At 63.3% G+C, this 13,736-nt stretch carries 18 protein-coding genes; 1 reads left to right on the forward strand and 17 read right to left on the reverse strand.

Going from position 1 to position 13,736, the window contains the following annotated elements:
- Positions 1–100: 100 nt before the first annotated feature.
- The 5 genes from AC6IW9_RS00005 to AC6IW9_RS00025 form a co-directional block, all read right to left on the reverse strand.
- Entirely contained in the window at positions 101–1,012 is a 912-nt protein-coding gene (locus AC6IW9_RS00005) for a flagellin N-terminal helical domain-containing protein (RefSeq protein ID WP_497767549.1), read from the reverse strand.
- A gap of 257 nt (positions 1,013–1,269) precedes the next feature.
- Positions 1,270–2,001, reverse strand: a complete 732-nt coding sequence (gene fliP / locus AC6IW9_RS00010) for a flagellar type III secretion system pore protein FliP (protein ID WP_497767552.1) — start codon at positions 1,999–2,001, stop codon at positions 1,270–1,272.
- Positions 1,998–2,564 (reverse strand): flagellar basal body-associated FliL family protein, encoded by a 567-nt coding sequence (locus AC6IW9_RS00015; RefSeq protein ID WP_497767554.1) that lies wholly within the window; start codon positions 2,562–2,564, stop codon positions 1,998–2,000. The genes fliP and AC6IW9_RS00015 overlap by 4 nt, the downstream gene beginning before the upstream one ends.
- A gap of 18 nt (positions 2,565–2,582) precedes the next feature.
- Positions 2,583–3,305: a flagellar basal body L-ring protein FlgH gene (gene flgH / locus AC6IW9_RS00020; RefSeq protein ID WP_497767557.1), complete on the reverse strand. Its 723-nt coding sequence runs from the start codon at positions 3,303–3,305 to the stop codon at positions 2,583–2,585.
- On the reverse strand, positions 3,302–3,952 hold the full coding sequence (locus AC6IW9_RS00025; RefSeq protein WP_497767560.1) for a MotE family protein: 651 nt from the start codon (positions 3,950–3,952) through the stop codon (positions 3,302–3,304). The genes flgH and AC6IW9_RS00025 overlap by 4 nt, the downstream gene beginning before the upstream one ends.
- 258 nt (positions 3,953–4,210) lie before the next feature.
- Here AC6IW9_RS00025 and AC6IW9_RS00030 point away from each other — a divergent pair, with 258 nt between their 5' ends.
- Positions 4,211–4,879, forward strand: coding sequence for a response regulator transcription factor (locus AC6IW9_RS00030; protein WP_497767562.1), 669 nt, complete (start codon positions 4,211–4,213; stop codon positions 4,877–4,879).
- Positions 4,880–4,900: 21 nt separating this feature from the next.
- On the opposite strand, the gene AC6IW9_RS00035 is transcribed toward AC6IW9_RS00030, so the two are convergent.
- From AC6IW9_RS00035 to flgK, 12 genes are read right to left on the reverse strand one after another with little or no spacing between them, the layout of a single operon-like run.
- On the reverse strand, positions 4,901–5,383 hold the full coding sequence (locus AC6IW9_RS00035; protein WP_497767565.1) for a flagellar basal body-associated protein FliL: 483 nt from the start codon (positions 5,381–5,383) through the stop codon (positions 4,901–4,903).
- A gap of 16 nt (positions 5,384–5,399) precedes the next feature.
- A complete protein-coding gene (locus tag AC6IW9_RS00040) occupies positions 5,400–5,831 on the reverse strand; it encodes a hypothetical protein (RefSeq protein ID WP_497767568.1) in 432 nt (143 codons plus the stop codon).
- Between the two features lie 38 nt (positions 5,832–5,869).
- Positions 5,870–6,364, reverse strand: coding sequence for a rod-binding protein (locus tag AC6IW9_RS00045; RefSeq protein ID WP_497767570.1), 495 nt, complete (start codon positions 6,362–6,364; stop codon positions 5,870–5,872).
- Between the two features lie 38 nt (positions 6,365–6,402).
- Complete coding sequence (locus AC6IW9_RS00050; protein ID WP_497767572.1) at positions 6,403–6,795, reverse strand: hypothetical protein; 393 nt, start codon at positions 6,793–6,795, stop codon at positions 6,403–6,405.
- A 5-nt stretch (positions 6,796–6,800) separates the two neighbouring features.
- Complete coding sequence (locus AC6IW9_RS00055) at positions 6,801–7,556, reverse strand: flagellar biosynthetic protein FliR (protein WP_497767575.1); 756 nt, start codon at positions 7,554–7,556, stop codon at positions 6,801–6,803.
- Positions 7,553–9,637 carry a flagellar biosynthesis protein FlhA gene (gene flhA, locus AC6IW9_RS00060; protein WP_497767579.1) on the reverse strand — a complete coding sequence of 695 codons (2,085 nt, stop codon included), beginning with the start codon at positions 9,635–9,637 and terminating at the stop codon, positions 7,553–7,555. Before flhA ends, AC6IW9_RS00055 begins: the two co-directional genes overlap by 4 nt.
- Positions 9,638–9,697: 60 nt before the next feature.
- On the reverse strand, positions 9,698–9,964 hold the full coding sequence (fliQ, locus tag AC6IW9_RS00065) for a flagellar biosynthesis protein FliQ (RefSeq protein ID WP_222574375.1): 267 nt from the start codon (positions 9,962–9,964) through the stop codon (positions 9,698–9,700).
- Positions 9,964–10,362, reverse strand: coding sequence for a flagellar hook assembly protein FlgD (gene flgD, locus AC6IW9_RS00070; protein ID WP_497772578.1), 399 nt, complete (start codon positions 10,360–10,362; stop codon positions 9,964–9,966). The genes fliQ and flgD overlap by 1 nt, the downstream gene beginning before the upstream one ends.
- Positions 10,363–10,382: 20 nt before the next feature.
- A complete protein-coding gene (gene flbT / locus AC6IW9_RS00075; RefSeq protein WP_497767584.1) occupies positions 10,383–10,793 on the reverse strand; it encodes a flagellar biosynthesis repressor FlbT in 411 nt (136 codons plus the stop codon).
- A 7-nt stretch (positions 10,794–10,800) separates the two neighbouring features.
- On the reverse strand, positions 10,801–11,148 hold the full coding sequence (gene flaF / locus AC6IW9_RS00080) for a flagellar biosynthesis regulator FlaF (protein WP_497767587.1): 348 nt from the start codon (positions 11,146–11,148) through the stop codon (positions 10,801–10,803).
- Positions 11,149–11,174: 26 nt separating this feature from the next.
- Positions 11,175–12,224, reverse strand: coding sequence for a flagellar hook-associated family protein (locus AC6IW9_RS00085; RefSeq protein ID WP_497767590.1), 1,050 nt, complete (start codon positions 12,222–12,224; stop codon positions 11,175–11,177).
- 15 nt (positions 12,225–12,239) lie between these two features.
- The gene (flgK, locus tag AC6IW9_RS00090; protein WP_497767593.1) at positions 12,240–13,727 is read right to left on the reverse strand and encodes a flagellar hook-associated protein FlgK; all 1,488 of its coding nucleotides are present in this window, start codon (positions 13,725–13,727) and stop codon (positions 12,240–12,242) included.
- Positions 13,728–13,736 lie beyond the last annotated feature (9 nt).

Here is a 13,736-nt window from a genome sequence, read left to right on the forward strand (position 1 = left end):
ATGAGTAGATCGCCACTCCGCCGCGCCGCCCCCAATGACGGACGAAAAGGGCCGCGCCCGAAAGCGCGGCCCCTGCCAATGCTCTCGCGAGCGCGTCGTCTTACTGGAACAGGCGCAGGATGATCTGGCTGTTCTGATTGGCGATCGACAGCGATTGCACGCCGAGCTGCTGCTGCGTCTGGAGAGCCTGCAGGCGGGTCGAAGCCTCGTTCATGTCCGCGTCGATCAGCGAGCCGACGCCTTCCTTCAGCGATTCGTTCAGCGTCTTGATGAAGGCGCCCTGGCCGTCGACCGTCGTCTTCGTCGCGCCGATCTGCGCCGCATAAGTGGTGAGGTCGGCGATCACCTTGTCGGCGTTCGACAGCGTATCGGCGATGGCGGTCGCGGAGGCCACATCGGTCGCGCTGAGATTGGTGAAGTCCGTCGCGCCGCCCGCCCCGGTCGCCTGCGCCGTCTCGAGGATGCCGGCGCCCGCGGCGACCGCCGGAGTCGCGCCGCCGCCGCCGATCAGCGCGGTCGCCGTCAGATCGATCGTGTTGAGGCTCGAAGCGGCGGTGCCGCGATATTCCGAGTAGGAGGCGATGAAGCTGTAGGAGGCGGCCGAACCGTCCGTCAGGTTGAGGCCGTTGAAATTGGCCGAGGTCACGATGCTCGCGAGCTGATCGCTGAGGCCGGCGAGGGTCGTGCCGATCTTGGCCGTGTCCGCGCCGGGCTGAGCGGCCTGCGCGACCTGCGCCTTGATGTTGTTGATCACGGAGATCGCATTGGTCACGGCGGTCGCCGCGACATTCAGCACCGAGGAGCTGACGGCGAGCGAGTCGCTGATCGTCGAGAGGACGCCCCGGTCGGACTGCATCGTCTGGGCGATGCCCCAGGTGGAGGCGTTGTCGGCGGCGCTGGAGATCTTGAGGCCGGTGGCGATCTCCTTCTGCGTCGTGGCGAGGTTCTGCTGGGTGTTGCGCAGCGACTGCAGGGCGGTGATGGCGGAAGAATTCGTGAGAATGCTGGACATGACTCGTCGATCCTTGGTGAGGTGAACGCGACATCCCGGAAATTCACCGGCTCGACGGATGCGGCATCATGCCTTTGGACCGCGCGGCCCTATCCGAAGCATTTTGTCTCGCGGCGCGACCGCAGGGGCCGCGTCCCTCGGGACGCTCCGGTTATCTCACGCAAGCGGGGGGAAGCGCCACAATTCGCGGCAAATGCGCTTAATGAACGCCTAAATACGCGCGCATTTTCGACGAGTTGGCGAAAGATCGGCGGCTCTCAGCCGTAGGATCGGATCAGGCTGCCGACGAGCAGGTTCCAGCCGTCGATCAGAATGAAGAACAGAACTTTCACCGGCAGGGAAATGGCGGTGGGCGGCAGCATCATCATGCCCATGGACATGGTGATCACCGCGACGATCATATCGATCACCAGAAACGGCAGCACGATGAGAAATCCGATCTCGAATCCGCGCCGCAATTCCGAGATCATGAAAGCCGGCGCCAGCACCTGCAGGCCGAGCTTTTCGTAGTCGCCCGCCTGTCGCGGCTCGTGCGACAGGCTCTCGAAGAGCTTGATGTCCTTCTCGCGCACATTGGCGATCATGAATTTGCGAAACGGCTGCGAAATCTTCTCGAAGGCTTCGACCTCGGTGATCTTCTGATCCATCAGCGGCTTCAGCCCGTCCTTCCAGGCGGCGTCGAAGGTCGGCGCCATCACGTAGAAGGTCATGAACAGAGCGAGACTGATCAGCACCAGATTGGCGGGCGTGCTCTGCAGGCCGAGCCCGCTGCGCAGAAAGGACAGAGCGATCGCGAAGCGCGTGAAGCTCGTGACCATGATGAGAAGGCCGGGCGCGACGGACAAAACCGTCAGGATCGCCAGGAGCTGGACGATCTTTCCGCTCGCCGCTCCGCCGCCCGCGGGGAGCAGCGCGTCGAGATTGAAACCCTGCGCGAACGCGCCGCCGGGAACGAGAGTGATGACGAGAAGAAGCGCGAGCCGTTTCATTGGACGACGAGAGCCTGGATGATGAGCTCGCGAATGCGCCCTTCGGAGCGGATCGCCGCGCGCTCGGACAAATCCTCGTGCAAGCGCCGCAAGCCATCCGCGCCCTGGATCGACGCCAGCGTCATCGTGCGCAGAAAGGCGACGATGTCCGCCGTCACCTGGGACATCAACACATCGGGCTGCGTAAGCGCCTCTCCATCGTAGACGATCGCCGCTTGCAGGCGAACCCATCCCGATTCCGGCTCGGCGAGATTGGTGACGATCGGCGCGAGCTCTTTCAGCTTCCACTTCGGCGCCGCCGGCGCCTCCTTGGCCGCCGTCGCGCCGCCGTGGGAGTCGCCGTGAGCCTTCTCCGCCGGCTCGGCCCCCGGCTTTGCCGCAGCGGGGTTCTCTTTCCCCTCGTCGCCATGCGCGGGCGAAGACGGCTTCTCGCCGACGAGAGTCATTCCGAGAAAGCCGCCTCCGCCGACGCCGATCAGAGTGGCGACGACGAGCGCCAGCACCGTCTGCATCGAGGACGACGACGGCTGCGCGGCGGAAGACGAAGCGGGCGGGCCGGCCAAGAGCAGCTCCCTGTCTGATCAGAACGGCGCGAAAATGTCGTAGACCTGCTGGCCCCAGGCCGGCTGCTGCACTTCCGACAATCGCCCGCGTCCGCCGTAGGACACACGCGCCTCGGCGATCTTGTCGTAGGAGATCGTATTGTCCTTGGCGATGTCGCGCGGCCGCGCGATGCCGGCGATGGTGAGCACGCGCAGCTCGTAATTCACCCGGATCTCCTGCGAGCCGCGAATGACGAGATTGCCGTTGGGCAGAACGGCTGTGACGACGGCGGCGATCGACAGGCGGATCTGCTCGGAGCGATTGATCGAGCCCTGCCCCTGAGTCTGGGAGCTCGACTGCAGATCATTGGAGATCGTTCCGCTCCATTTGTGGTCTGTCGCGCCCGGACCGCCCGTGAGGAAATCGAACAGGAACGACCATTCGCTCTTGACCTTCGAATCGCGCGATCGATCGGTCGAATTGCCGAGCACCGCCTTGTCGTCCATCGATATGTTGACGGTGACGACGTCGCCGACATTCATCGCCCGCACGTCGCGATAGAGATTGATGCGATTTTCGTCGAGCCGCATGTGCGGACCGAGCGCGCCGTCGCGAATCGAGGCCGTCGGCAGCTGATCGTCGACCGACGTCAATCCGCTCCCCACCGGACTCATATGTGGCTCCCGTCCGATATCGCGCGGATCGGTCGCGCATCCCGCGAGCGCGAGCAGAAGAAGAATCGGCGCGCCCCTGCGGATCATTGCTTGATCCCGTTCTGCGGCAATGTGGAAAGCCCCGCCACCTTCTTCGTCAGAGCGACGGCGCGAGCCGCCTCCATTTCGTTCAATATCGCGCTCGACTTCTTCGGCTCGAGCCGCATCAGCATCGCGGCGGCCATTTCCTCGTCCATATCGGCGAATTGCGCGGCGGCCGCATCCGGGCGCATGCGCGCATAGATCGCGACGAGCCGCTCGTCGGCCTTTTTCACCATCGCCTCGCGACGATCGATCACGGCATCGATCCATCGAGCGAAGGCGGCGGCCCTCGCCGGTCCGCTCGCGCTCGCGTTCTCCGACGGCCAAGCCGCTTCGGCCTCGCGACGATCGATCACGGCCTGCAGCTCCGTTCGCTTGGCCTCGAGTTCGGCGGTACGGCGAATGATCTGCTGCTCGAGCTCCATGAGCTCTTTTTCCATTCGCGCATTGCGCGCGGCTCCCGCCGTCGCGGCGACATCGGCGCAATAGCGCTCCACTTCGGAGGACGATGTCGCGCGTTGCGAGCGCGCCTTGGGCGAATCGCCATGCGCGGACGGCTCCGGCTTCTTCGGCTCGGCGCGCGCCGCTTCGGCCCAGCAGCCGAGAGCGGCTGCGACGAGAGCGACGTGGATCGCACGCAATAGCTGTTTCATATGTGAGTTCGCGTCGGTCATCGGCAGGCGCAAATTGACCGAGCCGCCTTGCGTGTGGCTTGCTCGCGCCGATGCGCGACGTCGCGCATCGCGCGCGAAGACCGTTTCGTCGGCGCCGCCATCTCCGCGCGCCGCCACTCCCGCAGTCGACACGACGAGAGTTACTATTTCATTGACGCCGAGGAATCGATACGGCTAAGTAGTGGCACAGTGATTCGCGCAAATCACTAGGGCGACGAGATTGTCAAGGGGGCGGCTATGTTCATAATCGTGGATGAACGTGAGCTGGTGACGAGTGGATATGCGCGCCACTTCGGCCAGGAAGGAATTTCCTCGGCCGGCTTCTGTTCCGGTCAATTCCTCGACTGGGTCGGCACCGCCATAGAGACCGACATGGCCGCCGTCGAAGCCTTTCTCATCGGCGAATGTCCCGAACGCGAAGAGCTGCCGAAAATCATCCGCAAGCGATCTCAGGCGCCGGTCATCGCGATGAACGAAGCGCCCTCGCTCGAGCAGACGCTGGGCCTGTTCACCGCGGGCGTCGACGATGTCGTGCGCAAGCCGATTCATGTGAAGGAAATTCTGGCGCGCGTCTGCGCCATCCGCCGGCGCGCGGAAGTCCGGCGCGATTACGCGATGGTCGGTCCGATGCAGGTCTTCTTCGACGGCCGCGATCCGCTGATCTGCGGCGAGGCGCTCGCCCTGCCGCGCCGCGAGCGGCGCATTCTCGAATATTTCGTGATGAACCGCGGACGGCGGCTCACCAAGTCGCAAATCTTCAACGCCGTCTACGGATTGTTCGACGACGTCGTCGAAGAGAATGTCGTGGAGAGCCATGTCAGCAAGCTCCGCAAGAAGCTGCGCACGCGCCTCGGCTATGATCCGATCGATTCGCAGCGTTTCCTCGGCTACATGCTCATGGGCTGAACCCGTGCGCCGCCGCACGGATCAATGCGGGATGTCGTCCTTCGGAACGAAGGCGAAGCCTTTGACGAGCGTCTCCCGCACGAGCGCCGAGCCGAGCCGGTCGTTGACACGCTGCGTGATCTCGCGCGTGAATGTATTGAGATCGAATTTCTCTATGTGTCGAAAATCGAGCTTATTGTCCGCATAGATGCGGCGGAACGCCTCGTCCATCAGATAGCTGTCCGGGTCGAGGCCCCCGCCTCCCGCCGCGCCCTCGCCGTGTCCGCCGCCGTGCGATTTTTCCGGCGCGACGACGACATAAGAAAATTCGGCAGAAATATATCCCTTCAGCTGGCCTTCTGAAATGATCGGCACGCTGATGGGCTTTACTTTGCGCACCTCCAGCTTCTCGGCATGCGCTTCCGGCGGCGGCGCGGTGCGATGGGATTTCCAATAGGCGGCGCCATAGGTGGAGGCGAGCGTCACGCTGCAGGTCCAAATCCCGACTACGAGCAAACGCAACATCACGCGAACTCCGAATTTATCGATTGGGCTGGACGCGCATCGAATAGGTGCCGTCGGATTCGGCCATCTCGATCGTGCAGATCATGATCCCGGAGATCTCGCGCATCGCGCGCAGGCGGCTGTCCAGGAGTTCGGCGTTTTCGGCGAGGCGCGCATGCAGCCGCGTGAGCGCCGCTTCCACCACAGGCGCGGAGCGCGGCGCGCCGAACGCGCGCGAGGCTCTCGAAAATTCGAGCAGAGCATGCGCCTTGCGCGAATTGAACTCCTCGAAATCGATCGCTTCCCGCCCGCGCAGCGCCGCGGTTTCCTGCTCGATCAAACGGGCGAGCCGCTCGACGCATCCCAAAAGGGCGGAGCGCTTCCCGTCCAGAGCGGCGTCGCTCGGCACGATTCCCCCCTGGAACGGCGCAACCGGCGCCTTCGCCTCATGTCGCTTGTGAGACACCATCGCCAGACTGCTTTCCTCGCGTTCTGTTCGCCGATTGTTCACCCGGCCGCCTCGGATTGCTTCACGCCGGCGTCGCCGTCCGCGCGACGCTCGAGATCGCGAAGGAGCATCGAACGCATGCCGAGCCCGCCGGCCCTGGCGATCTGCTGTCCGATCTGCTCCGCCAGCATCGACCTCCATGCGGAGCCCGCCGCTCCATGCCCGAACAGACCATCATCCGCCTTCGGCAAAATGGTCTCTAGACAGGATTGGATGACGAAGGCCTCGAATGTCTCCGCCGCGCTCGCCGCCGACGCGATTTTCGGCAGCGCGGCCGCCGCGGGGGCGGTCATCGCGACCGGCATATTCGCCTGCGGCCGCGCCGGAACCTGTGACGACGGATGCGTCCCCTCCACGAGCCGCGCGAAAGCATCGTCCGAGCGCAGACGCGCCGTCGCCAATTCGCTGAGACGCGACACTGCGGCGTTCCGCTTCTGCGGATCGGCCGCCTGCGCAACGTCGGTGACGAGATCCACAGCAGGAAAGATCGACATGGGCGCGCCCCTTCTCGAACAGCTCTACCGCAAAATGGTTACCGAGCGCTTATGTCGCTCATATGCGAGCGATGCTCGAGGATTTCGCGCAGCGCCTCCTGCTCCAGCGCCTGCTCGCGCGCCTGCTCGGCGTTGGCGACGAGGCGCTCCGCCTGCTTCACGCGCTTCGCCTGCTCGAGCGCCAAATCCGTCTGGCGCTCCACTTCCTTCAGCACATCCTGCTGCCGCCTGAGATTGGCCTTGAGACGCTCGAGCACGATGTCGGGGAACATGGCGATCATCTCGCGATTGCCGTCGAGATAGCCGACGATGCGCGCTTCCTCCTCCTTCAGGTCGCGCGCGGCGCGCTCGAGCTTCGACAGGCGCCCGATCTCGATCTTGTGCAGATGCTCGTGAACGGCGAGGATCCTGCGTCGATTTTTCCAATTCATGAGCCTTATCCGGTCAACAGCCATGAGCCGAAGGACGATGCGAAAGCGGCGAAGAAGTCGTCCGCCATCAGATAGAACCAGTAGCAGCCGAGCGCGATGAGCAGCGGCGTCGACACGAAGAACACGGGAACTTGCGGCGTCATGCGATTGAGAAAGCCGAAGGCGACGTTCACGATCAATCCGAACAACAGCAACGGACTGCTGATGCGCAGCGCGAGAAGAAACGCCTCGGTGAGCACCTTCAGATACTCCGACAGCATGTTCCGAGCCTGGAAAACGTCCCGGATCGGGATCGCGGTATAAGACAGGAAGACTCCTCTGATCATTTCCCAATGCAGATCCAGGATGAAGATCAGAGAGGTGGCGCCCAGCATGATGAAGGAGCTCATCGCCGGCAGCGGCTCGGCCTCCTCCATCGGGGCGCCCATCACATTGCCGAGGCCGGCGGTCGTCACGGCCGCCGTCGCGAGCGTCTCGAGCGCAAAGAAGAACAGACGCGCGAGCGATCCGATCAACACGCCGATCAACAATTCGCCGGTCAGCAGGACGGCGAGGCCCGTCACCGAGGCGCCTGCGGCGATCGGAGCGACGACATCGATCAAACGCGGCGCGAGCGCGATGGTAATCGCGATGGCGATATAAAGTCGCGCCCGCATCGGGATTCGCGGACTCGAGAATCCCGGCATCGCCATGATGCACGCCCCGATCCGACAGAACAGGACGAACAAAGTCGCCGCGATTCCGTCGAGACCGAGCGTCATGAAATCGAACCGAGCGATTTCATCTCGATCCCGCGGGCGATCTCGAGATGCGAGAGCACCGGCAGACCCGCGAACAATCGACCGATGATCATCTTCACATAAGGACGCGCCTCCGGCGTCGTGACCACGGCGAAGACATCGCCTCGCTCGAGGCGCTCGCGAATCGCCGCCGCCGCCTCCTGGCCGAATTGCTCGATCAACGCCGGCTCCGCGTTGAACTCCACGATCTCGCCCTTGGCGTCGCGCCGCAGGCTCTCGTGGAAGAACAGATCCCAACGGCTGCCCAATCGCAGCACGCTGAGCACGCCGTTCATGGACGCCTCCCCGCAGATCTGAGGACCGAGGCGCGCGCGCACATGCTCGACGATCGGCTCGGCGCGGCGCGAATACGGCACGACTTCTGCAATCGCCTCCAGGATCAGCTCCAGATTGCGAATCGAGACGCGCTCGGCGAGCAGCAGCTTCAACACGGAGTGCAAGCCGGAATTGGAGATGAGATTGGGAACGATCTCGTCGATGAGCTTTCGATATTCCGGCTCCAGCCGATCGAGCAGCATGCGCGCGTCGCGATAGGACAGGAGCTGAGCGAGATTGTTGCGCAGCACTTCGGAGAGATGCGTGAGCAGCACGGAGATCGGATCGACCGGCTCGAACCCTTCGCGGCGCGCCTCGGCGACGAGCGCATCCGGGACCCAGACCGCCTTCAGGCCGAAAGCGGGGTCGATGGTTTCTTCACAGGGAAGATCGGGAGACCGACCTTGCCCGACGATGATGAGATGCTGTCCGAGCCGCAACTCCTGAGTCACGGCGACCGTGCCGTGAATCTTGATCTGATAGAATTTCGGCTTCAATGCGAGATCGTCGGTGAGCCTTATTTCCGGAATCACGAAACCGTATTGCTTGGCGAAATTGCGCCGCATCTTGCCGACGCGATGCGCGAGCTCGTCCTGGGAGAGCAAGAGCTTCGCGGCCAATTGCTTGCCGAGGCAGAGCTCGATCGTCGGCGCTCTCAGATAGTCCTTTATCTGATCCTTCGTTTCGGCCTGCGCCCGCTTTTCCTCCTCTTCCCGCTTCGCCGCTTCGCTCGCCCGCTGCTTGGCCGCCTGCTTCGGCGTCGTATAAGCGATGAACGCCATCGTTCCGCCGAGCAGAGCAAAGGGAGTCAGAGGAAGGCCCGGCATCAGCGCGAGAACGAAGAGAAGCGACGACGCGACGTAGAGCGCCTTCGGATAATTGCCGAGCTGACGCACGATGTTCTGTTCGGTCGAACCGCGTGTTCCGCCCTTCGAAACGAGAAGGCCCGCCGCCAGCGACACGATCAGCGCCGGAATCTGGGAGACGAGCCCTTCGCCGACCGACAGCTTGGTGAACACGTCGGCAGCGCTCGACAAAGGCATTCCATGGCGGGTCACGCCGATGACGATGCCGCCGAAAATATTGACGGACAGAATCACGAGGCCCGCGATGGCGTCGCCGCGCACGAATTTCGACGCGCCGTCCATCGAGCCGAAGAACGCGCTCTCCTCCTCGAGCTCCCTCCGCCGCAGTTGCGCCTGCTTCTCGTCGATGAGCCCGGCCGAGAGATCGGCGTCGATCGCCATCTGCTTGCCGGGAATGGCGTCGAGCGTAAATCTGGCGCCGACCTCCGCAATGCGCGTCGCGCCCTTGGTGATGACCAGAAAATTGACGGTGACGAGAATCGCGAAGACGGTGAGACCGATCACGAAGTCTCCGCTCATCACCAGCTTGGAGAAGCCGGCGATGATATAGCCCGCGGCATGCGTGCCTTCGGCGCCGTGTCCGAGGATGAGTCTCGTCGTCGCTATGTTGAGCGAAAGGCGCAAGATCGTCGCGACGAGCAGAATGGTCGGAAAGGCGGAAAACTCGAGCGGCTTCTGGATCCACAGCGAAACCATCAATATCAGCACCGACAACCCGATGGAGAACGCGAGGCCGATATCGATGAGGAACGGCGGAATCGGAAGAAAGAAGACGCAGAGGATGAAGACGATGGCGAGCGCGAAGCCGACGTCCTTGACATGCTTCTCGGGAACGGCGCCCGCTACGGCCGCGTCGCTCATCTTTCTGATCCTGCCTGCTATCTATGTGAGACACGAATCGAACGCACGCGAATTATCGGCTCAAAAACCCTTCTCGATCTTGGCGTAGGCGTAATCGGTGAAAGCAGAGATCTGCGATCCGATGAACGGCGCCGCCAGGCCGAGAGCCAGGAAAATCGCGACGATCTTGGGAACGAAGGTCAGCGTCATTTCCTGAACCTGCGTGAGCGCTTGCAGAAGCGCGATCACGACGCCGACGAGCATCGCCGCGCCGACGACGGGACCGGAGACGACGAGCACCGTGAAGATGGCTCGCTGCATGATTTCGAGCGCGTCGGCTTCGTTCATCAGCTCACCGTGATTCCGGTCGTGAGCTCGATCGTGCGACCGTCGGTGAGCGTCGCGCTCTGACCGGAGGCGCCGATGGTGACGGAGGAGACGACTCCTCTCACCGAGCCGTCCGCCGACGCGATGGTTCTGCCGATGAAAGATTGCGCTTGCGTCAGCGACGAAGACGCGAGCAGGGAGGTCAGCGTCGCATTGGTCTTCACCGCCTGCTCGACCGCCGAAAAGGAGGCGAGCTGCGAAACCGTCTGCGTCGGATCCATCGGCTTGGTCGGATCCTGATTTTTCATTTCCGCGACCAGCAGCGTCAGAAACTGGTCGTAGGCGAGAGTCGCGGTCGACGCGGTGGCCGACGTGCTCGATGTCGAAGTCGACGACGCGACTGCTTTCGTGGATGTCACCTGCACGGTCTCGATCTCCTTCAGGCCGCCTTCCCGTCGCTCCGGACGGGAGCGGCGCTCAATATTTCCTGCTCCAACGGAAACAGCGTGCGAATCGCCTTGAGCGCATCGAAATGCTTCTTGCCGTCGATATGCCGGGCGACGAGCGCGAGGCCGGACAGGATGCGCGGCTCGGCGAAAGCCGAATTCAGCGAAGCCAGCATGCCTCGGCACATGTCCATCGCCGCCGCCGCATCGTTCGGAGACATCAGCATCAGCTGGACGACGAAATAGAGCTGCCGCAGCGGCGTCGTTGCGTCCTGCGCCTGCATCACGTGATTTTCCAACAAGAACGTCACGTCGTTCAGGAGCTCGATACAGACCTTGCGGTCCGCTCGGATGACGGCCCCGTTGAGGTAGAGCTTTTCGCCTCGCCGTAGTGAGATGTTCATCGCGCCCTCAAGCCAATCCGTCCGCAATCATCTGGTTGATCTCGATGAGCCCGTCGAAATTGTCGCACTTGCCCGAGTCGATCGCGTCGACCTCTCTCAGCACCCACAGGCCGATCGAGATCAACGACGCACGAAGCGCCTCGGGGAGCGCGTTGCCGTCGCTCGAGAGATCCTCGACGAACACGAGCCAGAGGCGCCGCAGATAGTCGGTGGCTTCGAACGATTCTCTGCTGCGCGCGCCTTTGACCTTGGCGATGGCGAGCAGACGAATCGCGCGCTCCAGAAGGTCTCGCTCACGGCCCCGCGCCGCGGCGGAAGAGTCTTCGACAGCTTGCGCATAGAGATGTCGATACATGCGGTCGTCTCGGATTCGGCCGTTGCTCAGATGTATTTCGCAAGGGTCAATTGCTGGATTTTGCCCGTCAAGATGTAGGAGGTCTCGAGCTGCGTGGTCAGATTGTTGAGGCGAGTGGCCGCTTCGAAGGGATCGACATTCTCGAGCGCGCCGATCTGGGAGGCGAGCGCGTTGCGTTGCGCGATTAAGGCCTCGTTGGCGTCGGACACGTTCTTCTGCATCACTCCGACCGAGGCGCGCAGACGTGTCAGCTCCCCGATCGCTCCGCTGAGGGTTGTCGTCGCCGTCCGCAACACTTCGTTATATGCGTCGGAGCCGAGCTTGGTGACGCCGAGATCGGCCACCATCGCATAGGCGGCGGCGATCTTGCGAAAAGCCGAATCATTGGCGCTGACCGACGTTTCCGCGATCTGAGACAACGAGATGCGATTGCTGGTCGCGCGATCCGACGCGCTCGACCAGGCCGACGTCCAGCCGCTCGCCGAAAAGAGATCGGCGAAGCTCCCCGAGAGGAACGCCTGCATCTGCGACTGCGTGATCGAGCCGACGCCGTCGTTCGATTGCGTCATGCCGAACGCGGAGACGAAGGCCTGCTCCAGCGCCGCCTTCGCCGCGGACTGCGGGTCGGAGAAATAGTCGGCGATAGGGGGCGTCGAGGTCGCGACGCCTCCGAAGAGATAGACGCCGGCGATACTCGTGTCGAGCGCTCCGACGAGCGATTTTAGACCAGCGATCGCGTTGTCCTGGATCGCCTTCGAGTCGCTGCCGGCGCCAGATTGCGTGCTTACGAGCGTCTCGAGGAAATTCTGCGCCGTCTGCGCAATCGTCGCGAGCGTCGTGTCGGTCGTGTCGAGACGCGCGCCGATCACTGCATTGCTGTTGGCGATCGAAGCGAGATCGGCGGAGCGCACGCCGAGCGAGAAATCTCGCGCCGCGTCGCCGCCGAGCGACAGGCCGAGGTCGGCGACCCGCCCCGTCGAAACTTCGACCTGCGCTTTGGACATCTGATTTTGCGTGTCCACGATCGCGCGTCTCAGCGCGTTGGCGAGCGAGGCGGTGGATGTGATGGAGACCATTCGGGCGTCCCTATGTCACAGCGCCTGGAACAGCGCCTTGTACATTGCGTCGACAGCGGCGAGCAGCTTGGCGGACGCCTGATACGCGTTCTCGAGGTCGAGCATTTTCGACATTTGCTCGTCGAGATTGACGCCAGTCGCGTTGGAGAGGGCTTGCGACGTCTGAACGAGCAAGGTTTCCTGATAGCTCGCGGCGTTCGACGCCTGCTGCCGCTGCGCTTCGAGCCATCCGATCGAGGAAGAAGCGTAATCGGCGATCGAGCGATCCGTGCCGACTCCGGCGGTCGTGTCGAAGTCCTGCGGGGCCGAGAGCGCGGCGATCAGCTCGTTGATGCGGTCCGAATAGCCGCTCGCGCCGGTGAGGTTATAGACGAATGCGGAATTTCCCGGATCGGAGATTCCGCCGTCGCGCAACCGATCGAGGCTTCCGCCCTGCGTCGGGTCGGCGTTCGGATTGATCATGATCGCGCCGGCGAGTCCGGGAATGATTCCGACAGACGGAACGCCCGTCGCGGCCGAGTAGGTAAAAAGACCCGGAGCGCTCGCGCCGCCTCCGCTCTGATCGGTCTCGGCGAAGGCGACGATCAACCCGCGCGCCAATTCATCCAACTGGCTCTGAAACTGCGGCGCGACAACGTCGCGCAGCTGCGTGAGGCCCTGCAGCCTGCCCGATTGAATGGGCATCGCCGCCGTGGAGCCGGTCACCGGCACTCCATCGACATAGACGGAAGCGCCGGCCGTCATCGCCGAATAGCCTGCGGTCGCTTTGAATGTCACGGTGCGCGCCGTGGTCTCGAACAGCGTCGCGCCGCTGTCCGTGTAGAGGACCATGTCGTTGTTCGCGCGCATGACCGTCCTGACGCCGATATCGGCCGAGATTTTGTTCAGAAGAGCGTCCCGCTGATCCTCGAGCGCGCTCACGTCGCGGCCCGTATGGGTTCCGGCGACGATTTCAGAATTGACCTTTTGAAACTCCGCGAGCAGCGAATTGATCGCGCCGACGGCCGAAGCTATGCCGTCATCGGCCTGCGCGCGCAGATTTTGCACCGCCGTGGCGCCGTCGTTCAGCGATCGCACAATGGACTGCGCGGCTGTGAGCACCGCTTGCGCCGTCGTCAGATCGTCGGGCGAGACGCTGTAGCTCTGCAGCGCGCTCGACAGGGATGCGATGAGCGCCGCCGGGGAACGGCCGGCCGAAGGATCGGTCGCCGTGCTCGACGACAGACCGAATATCTGATCGATCTGGTCGAGTCCATTCGATATCGCGGCGGAGGCGGCCTGCGCAGAGGTCGCCTGCAAGGCGTTTTGGAAGAGAGCGAGACTCGTCGCGCGGGCGATACGGTCGACGTCGACGCCGCCATAGGCGTTCGCCGAGAGCAGCGCGGTCTTCGCCGCATAGCCCGACGTCGACGCGCCGGCGATATTGCGGGAGACGAGATTGATCTGCGAGGAGATGGCGCCGAGCGATTGATTGGCGATCGCTCCCGCGTTGGACAGAGACATGGCGCGCGT

Source organism: Methylosinus sp. shoA, from assembly GCF_059718125.1.

Bases quoted from the DNA above. Each gene is read 5' to 3' on its own strand.
- AC6IW9_RS00005 (WP_497767549.1), bottom strand. From the start codon at position 1,012: ATGTCCAGCATTCTCACGAATTCTTCCGCCATCACCGCCCTGCAGTCG.
- fliP (WP_497767552.1), bottom strand. From the start codon at position 2,001: ATGAAACGGCTCGCGCTTCTTCTCGTCATCACTCTCGTTCCCGGCGGC.
- flgH (WP_497767557.1), bottom strand. From the start codon at position 3,305: ATGATCCGCAGGGGCGCGCCGATTCTTCTTCTGCTCGCGCTCGCGGGA.
- AC6IW9_RS00025 (WP_497767560.1), bottom strand. From the start codon at position 3,952: ATGAAACAGCTATTGCGTGCGATCCACGTCGCTCTCGTCGCAGCCGCT.
- AC6IW9_RS00030 (WP_497767562.1), top strand. From the start codon at position 4,211: ATGTTCATAATCGTGGATGAACGTGAGCTGGTGACGAGTGGATATGCG.
- AC6IW9_RS00035 (WP_497767565.1), bottom strand. From the start codon at position 5,383: ATGTTGCGTTTGCTCGTAGTCGGGATTTGGACCTGCAGCGTGACGCTC.
- AC6IW9_RS00040 (WP_497767568.1), bottom strand. From the start codon at position 5,831: ATGGTGTCTCACAAGCGACATGAGGCGAAGGCGCCGGTTGCGCCGTTC.
- AC6IW9_RS00045 (WP_497767570.1), bottom strand. From the start codon at position 6,364: ATGTCGATCTTTCCTGCTGTGGATCTCGTCACCGACGTTGCGCAGGCG.
- AC6IW9_RS00050 (WP_497767572.1), bottom strand. From the start codon at position 6,795: ATGAATTGGAAAAATCGACGCAGGATCCTCGCCGTTCACGAGCATCTG.
- AC6IW9_RS00055 (WP_497767575.1), bottom strand. From the start codon at position 7,556: ATGACGCTCGGTCTCGACGGAATCGCGGCGACTTTGTTCGTCCTGTTC.
- flhA (WP_497767579.1), bottom strand. From the start codon at position 9,637: ATGAGCGACGCGGCCGTAGCGGGCGCCGTTCCCGAGAAGCATGTCAAG.
- fliQ (WP_222574375.1), bottom strand. From the start codon at position 9,964: ATGAACGAAGCCGACGCGCTCGAAATCATGCAGCGAGCCATCTTCACG.
- flbT (WP_497767584.1), bottom strand. From the start codon at position 10,793: ATGAACATCTCACTACGGCGAGGCGAAAAGCTCTACCTCAACGGGGCC.
- flaF (WP_497767587.1), bottom strand. From the start codon at position 11,148: ATGTATCGACATCTCTATGCGCAAGCTGTCGAAGACTCTTCCGCCGCG.
- AC6IW9_RS00085 (WP_497767590.1), bottom strand. From the start codon at position 12,224: ATGGTCTCCATCACATCCACCGCCTCGCTCGCCAACGCGCTGAGACGC.
- flgK (WP_497767593.1), bottom strand. From the start codon at position 13,727: ATGTCTCTGTCCAACGCGGGAGCGATCGCCAATCAATCGCTCGGCGCC.